We start from the raw sequence: 13,518 nt of genomic DNA on the forward strand, positions 1-13,518 counted from the left end.
TCTCGCCCATTCGGGCAACGCCATGACCGTGGTGCTGCTGGTGTTCGCCGCGGGCATCTTTGCCGGTATTTTCTCGGGTACCAAGATGGTCGATGCATTGGCCCAGACGCTGGTGGACTGGATCCCGGAAGCGTGGAGCCACTGGTTCCCGCTGGTGGTGGCGCTGACCAGCATGCCGCTGACCTTCGTGCTGTCCAACGATGCGTACTACTTCGGCGTTGTGCCGATCCTGGCCAATGCCGCGGCCGCGTACGGCATCGACCCTGTAGAGATCGCCCGCGCTTCGGTGCTGGGGCAGCCGGTGCACCTGATGAGCCCATTGGTAGCCTCGACCCTGCTGCTGGTGGGCATGGTCGACCGCGATATCGGTGATTTCCAGAAAGCCACCTTCAAGTGGGCCGTGCTCACCTCTCTGGTGATCACTGCGCTGGCACTGCTGACGGGCGCCTTGTCCTTCATGGTTTGAAGCACCCAGGGCGCCGCTCGGCGCCCCGCTGACTCACCCAAGAACAACAACAGAGTAACCATCATGTCCCGATTTCTTTTCCGTGGGGCCACTTGTGGCCTGCTGTGCGGCTGGCTGCCTGTGGCCGGTGCCGCCGGTTTCATCGAAGACAGCAAGCTCAAGCTGCAGTTGCGCAACGTGTACTTCAACGAGAATTTCCGTGACGAGCAGGGTATGAGCGCCCGCGCCGCCGCCACTGCCAAAAGCGAGCGGGTGGAATGGGCTCAAGGCTTTCTGCTCGATTACCAGTCCGGGTTCACCCAAGGCACCCTCGGCCTGGGTCTCGACGCCTTGGGCCTGGTCGGCTTCAAGCTCGACTCCGGCCGTGGGCGCAGCGGCACCGGGTTGCTGCCAGTGCATGACGATGGCCGCGCGGCCGACGAATTCGCCAGCGCCGGTATCACGGCCAAGGCCCGCCTGGGCAGCACCGTGGTCAAGCATGGCACCTTGCTGCCCAAGACGCCGGTACTGGTGTACAACGATGCACGCCTGCTGCCGCAGACTTACCAGGGAACCCAGCTGACCAGCACCGACATCGACAACCTCACCCTTACCGCCGGCCACCTGGATCGCTTCAAACAGCGCGACTCATCCGATAGCACCGGGTTGTACCTGGACGGGTATGGCGGCCCAGCGTCTGGCGACTTCAGCTTCGCCGGTGCTGACTACGCCGTCAGCAAGCAACTGCGCCTGAGTTATTTCCATGGCGAGCTCGAGCATTTCTACCGCCAGGACTTCGCCGGGCTGGTGCACGATCTGCCGCTGGGCGGCGGTGTGCTGACCACCGACCTGCGTTACTTCAAAAGCCGCGACAGCGGTACGGCGTATGGCGGTGGCATCGACAACGACATGTTCAGCGGCCAACTGTCGTACGCCCACTCCGGGCATACCGTCGGCGCAGGTTACCAGGTGCTCGACGGTGAAGCGGGGCTGCCGTATATCAGTGGGGCAACGGTCTATTCGTTCAGCAACGTCGGCATCGGCAAGTTCATCGAGGAAGAAGAGAAGACCTGGATGGCCAGCTATGCCTACAACTTCGCTGCCGCCGGGGTACCGGGGCTGACCTTCATGACGCGCTACCTGAGTGGCGACAATGGCCGTTCAGGTAGCGAGGGCATCAAAGAATGGGAGCGTGACGCCGAGATTGCCTACGTGGTGCAGGGCGGACCGCTGAAAGGGCTGGGCGTAAAGCTGCGAAACTACGTGTATCGATCAGATTTCGCCCGCGGCCGAGACAGCAATCGCCTTTACCTGACCTACGATATCGCCATCTGGTGATGGCGCAGGCCGGACAAGATATCCGGCCCTGAACCGCCTGAGGCGCCGTGGTTCAGCGGCGCAGCAGGCGAGAGACCACCAGTGTGACGGCGGCGGTGATGGCCAGTGCGGCGAAGGGCTTTTCCTTGACGAACGAGGACACCGTGTCCAGGGTGTCGCCGTAGGTCTTGGTCACCTGGCCTGCGGCCTGACGCGCATCGCCTTCGGCTTCCAGCGCCGGGTCTTCGACCAGGCGACCTACGGCGCTTTGCGCCTTGCCAGCCAGGTCCTCTGCTACACCTTCGATCTGTTCGCGTTTCATGATGGCTTAGTTCCTTCCTGTGAGCGGCTTTGGGTTAACAGCACAGGGTTAGGGCGGTGAATCGTCGCAATGGTTCAAAGCGACTGTTTGTCACCTGCAGGTCATGCGCGCCGGCAAAGGGTCGCACCTGGCATGAGCGCGCGAGGTTAGCGCGCCTTCTTTTCGAGGATCCGCGCCCCGGTCCCTTCCTTGCCCAGCACATCCTCGGGGTTGCGCAGCGGGCAGTCCTCCAGCGACAGGCAACCGCAGCCAATGCAGTTGTCGAGGCTGTCGCGCAGTGCTTCCAGTGTGCGAATGCGGGCATTCAGGTCTTCGCGCCAGGCCGTGGACATCTCGCTCCATTGTGCGGCCGTGAGCTTGCTGTTGGGGGCATAACGGCTGAAGGCCTGTTTGATTTCCTCAAGCGGAATTCCCGTGCGCTGGGCTACCTTGATGATCGCCAGGGTACGCAGCACCAGCGAGGGATAGCGGCGCTGGTTGCCTGCCGTGCGGACGCTGGCGATCAGCCCCTTGGTTTCGTAGAAGTGCAGCGCAGATACCGCCACGCCGCTGCGCTTGGCCACTTCACCCACTGTGAGCATCCGTGTGTTGTCCGCTGCCATGCCTGTTGACCTCAAGTAAAGTTGAGCTCTTATAGTCCTGCCCGATCTTCCCTGCAACCGCTTTCCCTGTTATCGGAGCTGTGCATGAACAAACGGACGTTACTGGCCTGGGCCGGCGCTGTTGCCGGTGCGCTGGCCGCTGCCTATGCGCTGGTTGGAAGCGGCTCGGCGCCGCCCGCTGCGGCGGTGTGGCCGGCGACCAAGGTGGCGCTTGCCACGGCCGAGCAGGTACAACTGGCGCGGCAGCGCTTTGCTTCGGGGGAGTTGGAGGCGGTCAACCAGGTGCAGGTGGCGGCCGAGATGGCAGGGCGTATTACCCGCATCGCCTTCGAATCGGGTCAGACAGTAGCAGCCGGGCAGTTGCTGGTGCAGCTCAACGACGCGCCCGAACAGGCCCTGCGCGTGCAGTTGCAGGCCAGGTTGCGTAACGCTGACGTGGTGCTGCAGCGCAGCCGCAAACTGCGCGCGATGAATGCCGTGTCGCAAGAGCTGCTGGACAACGCCGCCACTGCCGTGGACGTGGCCCGTGGTGAGCTGCAGCATGTCGAGGCGCTGATCGCGCAGAAGGCCATTCGCGCACCGTTTGCCGGCAAGCTCGGCATCCGCCGTGTGCATCAGGGCCAGTACCTGGCCGCTGGCGAGACCATCGTCAGCCTGGCCGACATCAGCCAGTTGCATGTGAACTTCGCCTTGGGCGAGCAGGCCGCCCCCGAAGTGCACGCCGGGCAAGTGCTGGCACTGACGGTGGACGCGGTGCGTGGGCAAGACTTCCAGGCCCGGGTGGTGGCGGTCGACCCGGTGGTCAGCAAAGCACGCCTTGTGCAGGTACAGGCGGCCTTGCCGAACCCGCAAGGGCAGTTGCAGCCGGGTATGTACGCCGGCGTGCGGCTGGATGCCGCGCAGCCGTCGACCGTGCTGGCCGTGCCGGAAACCGCGATCACCTACACCGCCTACGGGCAGACGGTGTTTGTCGCCACCCAGGACCCGCAGCATGGCACCCGGGTGAGCCGGGTGCAGGTAACTACCGGTGAGCGCTGGCAGGGGCGGGTGGAAATCACCTCCGGCCTGACGCCCGGTGACCGTGTGGTGGTTTCCGGCCAGCTGAAACTGAGTGATGGCATGCCGGTCGAGCCAGTGGCGCAGGACAGCCTGCAGGCCAGCCAGGGAGGGCGGCAGTCGTGAGGTTTACCGACGTCTTCGTGCGCCGCCCGGTGCTGGCGCTGGTGGTCAGCAGCCTGATCATCCTGATGGGGCTGTTTGCCATGGGCAAGTTGCCGATCCGCCAGTACCCGTTGCTGGAAAGCTCGACCATTACCATCAGCACCGAGTACCCCGGTGCCTCCGCCGAGTTGATGCAGGGTTTCGTGACGCAGCCGATCACCCAGGCGGTGTCGTCGGTCGAGGGCATCGACTACCTGTCCTCGTCGTCGCAGCAGGGGCGCAGCCTGATCACCTTGCGCATGGTGCTCAACCGCGATTCGACCCAGGCGCTGGCCGAAACCATGGCCAAGGTCAACCAGGTGCGCTATCGCCTGCCGGAAAAAGCCTACGACCCGGTGGTGGAGCTGTCGGCAGGCGACTCCACTGCCGTGGCCTATGTGGGGTTTGCCAGCGACAGCCTGTCGATACCGGAACTGAGCGATTACCTGTCGCGGGTGGTGGAACCGCAGTTCTCCGGTATCGACGGCGTGGCCAAGGTGCAGTCGTTCGGCGGGCAGCGCCTGGCCATGCGCCTGTGGCTGGACAGTGAACAGATGGCCGGGCGCGGGGTGACGGCGGCGGACGTGGCGCAGGCGGTACGTGCCAACAACTACCAGGCAACGCCGGGCCAGGTGCGCGGGCAGTACGTGCTGGCCGATATCCAGGTGGACACCGACCTGACCCGGGTCGAAGACTTCCGTGAGCTGATCATCCGCAACGATGGCACCGACCTGGTGCGCCTGCGCGATATCGGCACTGTCGAGCTGAGTGCGGCGGCCACGCAGACCAGCGCCACCATGGACGGCAAACCTGCCGTGCACCTGGGGCTGTTCCCTACGCCCAGCGGCAACCCTCTGGTGATCGTCGAGGGTATTCGCCAACTGCTGCCACAGATCCAGCAGACCTTGCCGCCTGGCGTGAACGTGGCGCTGGCCTATGAAACCGCACGCTTCATCGATGCGTCGATCCATGAAGTGCTGCGCACCTTGGTGGAGGCGATACTGATCGTGGTGTTGGTGATCTGGCTGTGCCTGGGTTCGCTGCGCAGCGTGCTGATCGCGGTGGTGGCCATTCCGCTGTCGATGCTGGGGGCCGCGGGCCTGATGTTGATGTTCGGTTTCAGCCTCAACCTGCTGACCTTGCTGGCGATGGTGCTGGCCATCGGCCTGGTGGTGGACGATGCCATTGTGGTGGTGGAAAACGTGCACCGGCATATCGAGGAGGGCAAGTCGCCGGTCGCGGCAGCATTGACCGGGGCGCGGGAAATTGCCGGGCCGGTGATCGCCATGACCCTGACCCTGGCGGCGGTGTATGCGCCCATTGGCTTGATGGGCGGACTGACCGGCACGCTGTTCCGTGAGTTTGCCTTGACCCTGGCGGGGGCGGTGATCGTGTCCGGCATTGTGGCGCTGACCTTGTCGCCGGTGATGAGCTCGCTGTTGCTGCAACCCGGTCGGCAGCATGGCGCAATGGCCGCTATCGCCGATCGGTTGTTTGGTACGCTGAGCGGGGCCTATGGACGGGTGCTGGCCTACACACTGGCACACCGCTGGATCAGTGGCGGCGTGGCGTTGCTGGTGTGTCTGAGCCTGCCCTGGCTGTACCTGCTGCCACAGCGCGAGCTGGCGCCGCCCGAGGACCAGGCGGCGGTGCTGACCGCCATCAAGTCGCCGCAGCATGCCAGCCTCGAATACGCAGAACGCTTTGCGCTGAAGCTCGACCAGGTGATGAAGTCCATTGCCGAAACCACCGACACCTGGATCATCAACGGCACCGACGGCCCGGCCGCCAGTTTCGGTGGCATCAACCTCAGCGCCTGGCAGGCGCGCGAGCGTTCCGCCGCACAGGTGCAGGCGCAGTTGCAGCAGGCCGTTGCGGATATCGAGGGCAGCAGCATCTTCGCCTTCCAGGTCGCGTCGCTGCCGGGCTCCAGCGGTGGCCTGCCGGTGCAGATGGTGCTGCGCAGCGCTCAGGATTACCCCGAGCTGTTCCAGACCATGGAAGTGCTCAAGCAACGCGCCCGCGACAGCGGCCTGTTCGCCGTGGTGGACAGCGACCTCGACTACAACAACCCGGTGGTCAAGGTACGCGTGGACCGGGCCAAGGCGGCGGGCCTGGGCATCAGCATGCAGGCCATTGGTGAGTCGCTGGGCGTACTGGTGGGCGAGCAGTATCTCAACCGCTTCGCCCTGTTCGGGCGTTCTTATGACGTGATCCCGCAGAGTATCCAGGACCAACGCCTGACGCCTGCGGCGCTGAGCCGCCAGTATGTGCGCGCCGAGGATGGCAGCCTGGTGCCGCTGGCCACGTTGGTGCGCCTGGATATCGAAGTGGCACCCAACCGCCTGTTGCAGTTCGATCAGCAGAACGCCAGTACCCTGCAGGCGATCCCGGCCCCGGGTGTATCGATGGGCAACGCCGTGGCATTTCTGGAACAGCTCACCGCCGAGCTGCCACCGGGCTTCAGTCACGACTGGCAATCGGAGTCGCGCCAGTATGTGCAGGAGGGCTTTGCCTTGATGTGGGCATTTCTCGCGGCCCTGGTGGTGATCTACCTGGTGCTGGCGGCGCAGTACGAAAGCCTGGTCGACCCCCTGATCATTCTGGTGACCGTGCCGCTGTCGATCTGCGGTGCGCTGCTGCCGCTGGCGCTGGGCTGGGCCACGCTGAACATCTACACGCAGATTGGCCTGGTGACGCTGATCGGCCTGATCAGCAAGCATGGCATCCTGATGGTGGCGTTCGCCAACGAGATTCAGGTGCGCGACAACCTCGATCGTGCCGCCGCCATTGTTCGTGCGGCGCAAATACGCTTGCGGCCAGTGCTGATGACCACGGCGGCGATGACTTTTGGCGTGCTGCCACTGCTGTTCGCCAGCGGCGCCGGCGCCAACAGCCGTTTCGGGTTGGGGGTGGTGATTGTGTGCGGGATGCTGGTGGGGACCTTGTTCACCTTGTTCGTGCTACCGACGATCTACGCCTGGCTGGCACGCGATCACCGGGTGAGCACGGCGCGGGCGAGGCAGTTGGTCGAAGCTGAAAGGCAACTGGGGGCGCTTTAGGGGCAACGGTCTGTTCATTGGCTGAAAGTTGCACCATCCCTGTACGAGCGGGTTCAGGCGGGGGAGCGGTCGCGGCGCATCTGGGTGACCAAGGTAAAGCGGTCATCCGGGTGCACGGTCTCGGAAACCGCCATCAAATCACCATTTTCCTCGCGGTAGTGGCGGATGATCTTCAGCCCCGGCGAGCCCGCCTCGGCCTTCAGCACCCGGGCCATTTCCGCTGTCAGCAACACCGCGCGCACCTGCTGGTCGACCACTGCGATTGCCCGGCCATAGTGCTGTTCGATCAAGCCGGCAATCAGCTGGTCAGGGTGCTCGCGGGCCAGCTCGATGACCGCGGTGTAGTCGCGCTGTGCATACACGTCTGCCCAGCACAGCGGCGCGCCATCGTGCTGCCGGTCGACGCGGATGCTCGACACGCAGAAGTAATGCTCCCCCGGCACCAGCCCCAGCCTCGCCGCCTCGCCCAGGTCGGCGACAAAGTGGCGCACGCCCTGGATTTCCCGCTGCTGGGTGTCTGCCAGGTGCGCCAGCTCAGCCACGCTGGCCAACGACTGCGAATAGCCGCCGCGTGGGCTGCTGGCCTCCACCCGGGTGCCCACGCGCTTGCGCCGCGACACCAGCCCTTGGGTGAGCAACTGGTCGATAGCGGCACGCACCGTGTGCCGGCTCACATTGTAAAGGTCGCACAGCTCGAACTCGGTCGGCAGCAGGCTGCCCACCGGGTAGCGGCCGCTGGCAATCGCTTGCATCAAGTCCTTTGCCACGGTGGAGTAGCGCGTTGGGTTCATACCTTTGCTCGGGCTCGCCAATTTCATCGGTTGACAGTGTAACAGCGGCCGAATGCCGAACGCTCCGGCCGCCCACAGAGGTCAATGCTGCTGCCTGGCCCGCAGCAGCAACGCTGCCAGGGCACACCCGACCAATGCCAGGCACGCCAGGTAGAACGCATCACTGTAGGCCATCAGGTAAGCCTCTCGCCGAATGGTCGCCGCCAACGCTTCCAGCATTTGCTGCTGATGCGGCAGCCAGCTTTGCACCGTCTGGTTGATGCGCGCCTGCACGCTTGGCTCGAACAGCGTCACCTGCTCGTGAATGCGCTCACTGTGAAAGCGTTCACGGGTCGCCACCAGTTGCGTCAACCCGGCCGTGCCGATGGCGCCACCCAGGTTGCGCAACATCGAGAACACCGCCGAGGCTGAGCCGGCTTCACGCTTGTCCAGCCCGGCCACCGCCAGCACCGATAACGCAACCATGATGAAAGGCTGGCCAATACCACGCACCACCGTGGACGGGATGATCACGTTGTCGGCACTGTCGGCGCTCAGGCTAGCCCCCAGCCAGCAGCCCAGCGCCATGATCAAAAAGCCGCTGGCGACCATGAACTTGGCACTGGTCCAGCCCATCAGCCGGGGCATCAACGGCGCCAGCAGCAACTGCACCACGCCATAGGCGATCAGCGCCACGCCCACGTCGTGCGCGCTGAACCCCTGCAACTGCGACAGGTAGTTGGGCACCAGGAACACCAGGCCGAACGTGGCAGCGCCAAAGATGAACATCGCCACGCTGGCAACGCCGAAGTTGTAGTGCCCCAGCAAGCGCAGGTTGATGAACGCGCGCTGGCCGAACAGCTGGGTCACCACGAACACCACCAACGCAATGGCGGCGACCACGCTCATGCCGACGATGAGCGGCGAGCCGAACCAGTCCAGCCGGCCGCCTTCTTCCAGCACGATCTGCAAGCCGCCCAGGCCGATCACCATGGCCGCGATACCCAGCCAATCACCTTTGCGTAACAGTTCGAGCTTCATCGGCTTGGCCTCGATCGACCAGGCGATGGCCAACAGCAGCGCAATGCCGGGGAAAAGTTGCAGATAGAAGATCCAGCGCCACGAATAGGCATCGGTCAGCCAGCCGCCAATCGACGGCCCAGCGGCCTGCGCCACGCTGTTGGCCAGGCTGAACAGCGCCATGCCCATGGCCATCTTGCTGGCCGGCAGTTCGGTGATGATCAGCTGGAACGATAGGGGAATCAGCACCGCGCCCGCAGCCCCCTGGATCACCCGGATTACAATCATCGCCTCCAGGTTGGGCGCCCATGAGCAGGCCACCGAGGCGATCAGAAAGATGAGCGAGCCGGTCCACATGACCCGGCGCAGCGAGAACACGTCCACCAACCAGGCCGTCAGCGGAATCATCACGATTTCCGCCACCAGGTAGGCGGTGGAGATCCATGAGCCTTCCTCGAAGCTGGCACCCAGCGAGCCGCGGATTTCCGGCAGTGCGGCGCTGGTGACATGCACGTTCATGCCCGCCATGAAGCAGCCGAACAGGCCGCCAAGCACCGCTACCCAGGCACGCAGCGAGACCGTTTGCTCAGTGCGCATCGGCAACCTCTGCGGGGCGTGTGTCGACTGTACTGACCACCGACATGCCGGGCAGTACCTGCGGGCCATCCAGCGGTTTGTCGAGCAGAATGCGCACCGGGAAACGCTGGACGATCTTGGTGAAGTTGCCGGTGGCGTTGTCCGACGGCAGCAAGGCGAAGACATTGCCCGAGGCTGGCGAAAAACTGGCCACATGGCCATGCAGTGGCTGGCTGGCGAAGCTGTCGACACGTATTTCTACCGGTTGCCCGGGGCGCATGCGGGCCAGTTGGGTTTCCTTGTAGTTGGCCACCACATAGGCTTGCTGCAGGGGCACCACAGCCAGCAGCGGCTGGCCCGGCACCACGTACTGGCCGGTGCGCACGCGGCGCTGGCCGACCACGCCAGTGATCGGCGCGCGGATCACGGTGTCCTGTTCGTCCTGCTTGGCGAGCTGCTGGTGGGCCTGGGCGCGTGCCAGGGCCGCTGCCCGTTGTTGCAGTTCGGCCTCGGCCTGGGCTGACCGGGCCTTGGCCATGGCCAGTTGTGAGCGTTGCTGGCGCAGCGCGGCCTGGGCACCTTGCAGCGCGGCTTGTGCCTGGCTGGCATGGGCGCTGGCGGTTTCCAGGCGTTGCACGGTCGCTGCATCGTCACGCACCAGGCCACGGTAGCGTTGGACATCCAGTTCACTGCGGCGCTGTTCGGCGGTGGCGCTGCGCACGACGGCCTCAGCCTGGAGGATGGCTTGCTGTTGCAGGTCGATGCGCTCGGTCGCTACCTGTTGGCTGGCCTGGGCGGCGGCCAGTGCCGCCTGTGCCTCGGTCACGCCAGCCCGGGCCTGGTCGAGGCGGGCGCGGTAGTCGCGGTTTTGTAGGCGCACCAGCACATCGCCGGCTTTCACCGGCTGGTCGTCAGCCACCTCGACCTCGGCTACGTAACCCGCCACGCGTGGGCTCAGCGCCACCCAGTCGGCGCGGACATAGGCATCGTCGGTGGTTTCCAGATAGCGGCCGGTGCTGAACCAGTAGCTGGTGAAGGCCAGCAGGGTGATTGCGGCCAGGCTGCCGCTGGCGATGACTGCCAGGCGGCGACGGGTTTTAGCGCTCGGCCGCTGTTCAGTTTCGGCGGGTGAGGGTTTGTCTACGGCAACATTCATGGTTGGTTTCCAATCTCGAATTGGGCCTGCTGGCTGTCGGTTGTGGGAGCCACTGTCTTGCTCAATTTCTAAAAGCTGGCGCATCCGTGTGGGAGCGGGCTTGCCCGCGAACACGGGCGAAGCCCGTGCCATCCACCGCGGTGTATTCTTCTCGGGTAAACCCGCTCCTACAGTGGGCGGTGCTCGCTGCTGGTCTTGCGTCTCGCTACCACCGCCCGCCCAGCGCGCGGAACAGGTTTACCTGCGCTTGCGCCAGGCGCCCTCGGGCTTCTGTGTGGCTGGCCCGCAGGCTGATCATTTCGCGCTCGCTGTCGAGCAGGGCCAGCCCGTCCACGGTGCCGGCACGGTAGTTACCCTGGGCCAGGGCAAAGCTGTGCTGGCTGTGCGCCAGGGCTGCGTCCAGCGCCTGCAACCGTTGTCGCTCGCCGTCGTAGCGGGCCAGTGCCTGGCGCACGTCTTTCAGCGCGCTCAGCGCCACGCCGTGGTAACGGGCGACCTGCGCCCGCTGCAATGCCTCGGCTTTGCTCACCCGTGCGCGGTTGGCCTTCAGGTTGGGAAATTCCCAGCGGATCAGCGGGCCAATCCCGAACATCACCGCGCGGCTGGCGCCGAGGTTGGCAAGGTGATGGTCCGAAGACGTCAACGAAGCGCCGAAGCTGACCTTTGGGTAAAGGTCGGCCCGCACGATGTCGGTCTCCAGGGTGGCCGCCTGCAGTTCCCGTTCGGCCTGGCGCACATCTGGCCGGCGTTCGAGCAAATGCCAGCCATCGCCAGCCGGCAGCGGCGCCGACAGTGTGGGGATGGCTACGCAGGTCGTGGCTTCGGCCACCGAGGCCTGGCCACTGAGCATGCTCAGTTCGTAAAGCGCCATCTGCCGCCGGGCTGAGAGCATCGGCAGTTGCGCACGCACCTGCTCCCGCAAGCCCAACAGGCGCTCGCTGTCGAGGGCAGTGGCCACACCGGCCTGGCGCTGACGCTGGCTGAGTTGCACGCTGTGGTCGAGGGTTTGCAAGGCCTGCTTCGCTGCCTCCAGGCGAGCCGCGTAGGTGCACTGGTCGATGTAGGCGCGGGTGGTCTGGGCGACTACCTGCAGGCGTACCAGGTCTAGTGCCGCAGCGCTGGCTTCGGCTTGCACCCGGGCACGTTGGATGGCGGCGCGTACCTGGCCCCAGATATCCACCTGATAGGCCAGCTCGATGCCCGGGTTGAATTGCCATTGTGACGGCGCGTTGCTGTCGGTCGCCTCGGCCAGCGTCTGGTCATCGGCGCTTCTTCCATAGGTAGCGGCAACGCCCATCGCGGTAGACGGCCAGCGCCTGGCGTCGAACTCGCCGATGCCGGCCAGCATGGCCTGCACGTTGGCCTCGGCCTGTGCCAGGCCTTGGTTGTGCGCCAGGGCTTGCTGTACCCAGCGGTTGAGTTGGGGGTCTTGATACAGTGCCCACCAGCGTTCGGGCAGGGGCTGTTTGCTGACGCTGGCCGGCATGTTCGCCAGCGGGTCTGCCAGCAGCGCTAGAGGTGGTTCGGCAGGCGTGGGTTGGTGGCCGCACGCCGCGAGTGCAGCAAGCATGCCGAGGGCTGTGGCAAGCCGGGCAGGGCCGGGAAATGAGTGCAGTAAGGGCATCACGATTGTCGCTCAAGGGTCGTGATACGAGGTTAACGAGGGTTGCATGGGCGTCGCTGTCGCAAGCGGGACAACCCTGCGCGCAAGCGGGACAACCTGAGGCTCAGTACTCGCGCGCGGTACCGTTTTGCCAATCACTCGGCGCATGGCCGAGGATGCGCTTGAACATGGCAGTAAAGGCGCTGGCGCTCTGGTAGCCGTGCTCCAGCGCAACGTTCAGGATCGGCTTGCCATTGGCCAGGCACTGCTGGCTGAGCATCACCCGGGCACGGGCGCGCCATTGGCCATACGACATGCCCACCTCGCGCTGGAACAGCCTGGCCACACTGCGGGCACTCATGTTCAGTTGTGCGCCGCATTGCTCCAAGGTCAGGTCCTGGGCCGGGTCCTGCAGGAAGCGCTCGCACCAGGCACGCAGGCGTGCGTGCTGCGGCGTCGGGACAAAGGCATCGATGCGCCGGGCGGCGGCGAGCTCGTACAGGATCAGCGCCCGAGCATGCGCGCCGTCGCGCAGGTTCAGCACCCGTGACGCCGCCAGGATCAGTTCGCGCAGCAGGCCGGACACGACGATGACCTGGCAGCGTTCGATGTGGGCATCGAGCAGCAAGGTGCGCATGCAGACCACACCTTCCATGCGGATGGCATGGCTGACCCCGGCGGGCATCCACAAGGCATGCCCGCCGGGGATCACCCAGCTGCCGCCTTCGCTGCTGACCCGCATCACGCCGCTGGCGGCGTAGATCAGCTGGTCTTCGGCGTGGCAGTGGCTGGCCACTTCATCGCCGTGTCCGTAGTCCCTTTCCAGTGCTTGCATGCAGGCCATCCTCGTTATTGGATCCAATTATATCGAGGCGACCCTGTGCCGGGTTGCGAAGTGTGGGCTACGAGCGAATTGCCATGATTAGAAATGGCTGTAAGGCGATTTTTTATGGTTAATTATTGCTGTGAAGTCAGCGACTACAGCTTGAAAGTGGTGAGTGTTGTTAAATCCAGACATCGCTCTCTGCTGTGCGATTCCCCCCTTCATGACCGGTATTCAGAATGCCCCGCGGTTCGATCATCATCAGTTTCGCTTCGCCTTGCGCAGCGGTCCGGTGCTCGACGCCGCGGGGCACAACATAGAGTTCCCCGGGGTTCACATGCACGCAGCCATCCGGCAGGTCGATACGCAGGGTGCCTTCCAGCACCAGGAATGCTTCGTCGGTCTCCGGGTGCGCGTGCCAGATGAATTCGCCTTCGATGCGCACGACCTTGAACTGGTAATCGTTCATCTCGGCAACGACCCTGGGGCTCCATTGCTGTTCGATAAGCGCTGCCTTGTGGACCAGGTTCACTGGCAGGGAGGGATGTGGGTGACGGGACTCAGGCATGACAGTTCCTCGGAAAGTGGAGTGTTCAGCCTATCGCTCCGGGCGAGTCCGGTT

At 64.7% G+C, this 13,518-nt stretch carries 12 protein-coding genes; 4 read left to right on the forward strand and 8 right to left on the reverse strand.

Annotation, left to right across the window (positions count from 1 at the left end):
* Together V7787_RS41570 and V7787_RS41575 are read left to right on the forward strand one after the other, a co-directional pair.
* On the forward strand, nt 1–466 hold a 466-nt coding region (locus tag V7787_RS41570; protein ID WP_198748421.1), incomplete at its 5' end, for an SLC13 family permease.
* 63 nt (nt 467–529) lie between these two features.
* Complete coding sequence (locus V7787_RS41575) at nt 530–1,783, forward strand: OprD family porin (RefSeq protein WP_020193320.1); 1,254 nt, start codon at nt 530–532, stop codon at nt 1,781–1,783.
* A gap of 52 nt (nt 1,784–1,835) precedes the next feature.
* Here the strand turns inward: V7787_RS41575 and V7787_RS41580 are convergent, their stop codons facing one another.
* Both V7787_RS41580 and soxR read right to left on the reverse strand, forming a co-directional pair.
* A complete protein-coding gene (locus V7787_RS41580; protein WP_003247275.1) occupies nt 1,836–2,084 on the reverse strand; it encodes a CsbD family protein in 249 nt (82 codons plus the stop codon).
* Between the two features lie 146 nt (nt 2,085–2,230).
* A complete protein-coding gene (soxR, locus tag V7787_RS41585) occupies nt 2,231–2,686 on the reverse strand; it encodes a redox-sensitive transcriptional activator SoxR (RefSeq protein ID WP_003247276.1) in 456 nt (151 codons plus the stop codon).
* 84 nt (nt 2,687–2,770) lie between these two features.
* Here soxR and V7787_RS41590 point away from each other — a divergent pair, with 84 nt between their 5' ends.
* Together V7787_RS41590 and V7787_RS41595 are read left to right on the forward strand one after the other, a co-directional pair.
* A complete protein-coding gene (locus V7787_RS41590; protein ID WP_064491000.1) occupies nt 2,771–3,868 on the forward strand; it encodes an efflux RND transporter periplasmic adaptor subunit in 1,098 nt (365 codons plus the stop codon).
* Nucleotides 3,865–6,948, forward strand: coding sequence for a MexW/MexI family multidrug efflux RND transporter permease subunit (locus tag V7787_RS41595; protein WP_064490999.1), 3,084 nt, complete (start codon nt 3,865–3,867; stop codon nt 6,946–6,948). The genes V7787_RS41590 and V7787_RS41595 overlap by 4 nt, the downstream gene beginning before the upstream one ends.
* Before the next feature lie 53 nt (nt 6,949–7,001).
* On the opposite strand, the gene V7787_RS41600 is transcribed toward V7787_RS41595, so the two are convergent.
* The 6 genes from V7787_RS41600 to V7787_RS41625 all read right to left on the reverse strand — a co-directional run bounded on the left by V7787_RS41600 (nt 7,002) and on the right by V7787_RS41625 (nt 13,464).
* Nucleotides 7,002–7,739 carry a GntR family transcriptional regulator gene (locus tag V7787_RS41600; RefSeq protein WP_020191954.1) on the reverse strand — a complete coding sequence of 246 codons (738 nt, stop codon included), beginning with the start codon at nt 7,737–7,739 and terminating at the stop codon, nt 7,002–7,004.
* A gap of 81 nt (nt 7,740–7,820) precedes the next feature.
* Nucleotides 7,821–9,335, reverse strand: a complete 1,515-nt coding sequence (locus V7787_RS41605; protein WP_014591831.1) for a DHA2 family efflux MFS transporter permease subunit — start codon at nt 9,333–9,335, stop codon at nt 7,821–7,823.
* Complete coding sequence (locus tag V7787_RS41610; RefSeq protein WP_064490998.1) at nt 9,325–10,470, reverse strand: HlyD family secretion protein; 1,146 nt, start codon at nt 10,468–10,470, stop codon at nt 9,325–9,327. The genes V7787_RS41605 and V7787_RS41610 overlap by 11 nt, the downstream gene beginning before the upstream one ends.
* 205 nt (nt 10,471–10,675) lie before the next feature.
* Complete coding sequence (locus V7787_RS41615; RefSeq protein WP_081273141.1) at nt 10,676–12,094, reverse strand: efflux transporter outer membrane subunit; 1,419 nt, start codon at nt 12,092–12,094, stop codon at nt 10,676–10,678.
* Between the two features lie 103 nt (nt 12,095–12,197).
* Nucleotides 12,198–12,908 carry an AraC family transcriptional regulator gene (locus V7787_RS41620; RefSeq protein ID WP_064490996.1) on the reverse strand — a complete coding sequence of 237 codons (711 nt, stop codon included), beginning with the start codon at nt 12,906–12,908 and terminating at the stop codon, nt 12,198–12,200.
* 169 nt (nt 12,909–13,077) lie between these two features.
* Nucleotides 13,078–13,464: a cupin domain-containing protein gene (locus V7787_RS41625; RefSeq protein WP_010953073.1), complete on the reverse strand. Its 387-nt coding sequence runs from the start codon at nt 13,462–13,464 to the stop codon at nt 13,078–13,080.
* Nucleotides 13,465–13,518: the final 54 nt, after the last annotated feature.

Source organism: Pseudomonas sp. CGJS7 (assembly GCF_036961695.1).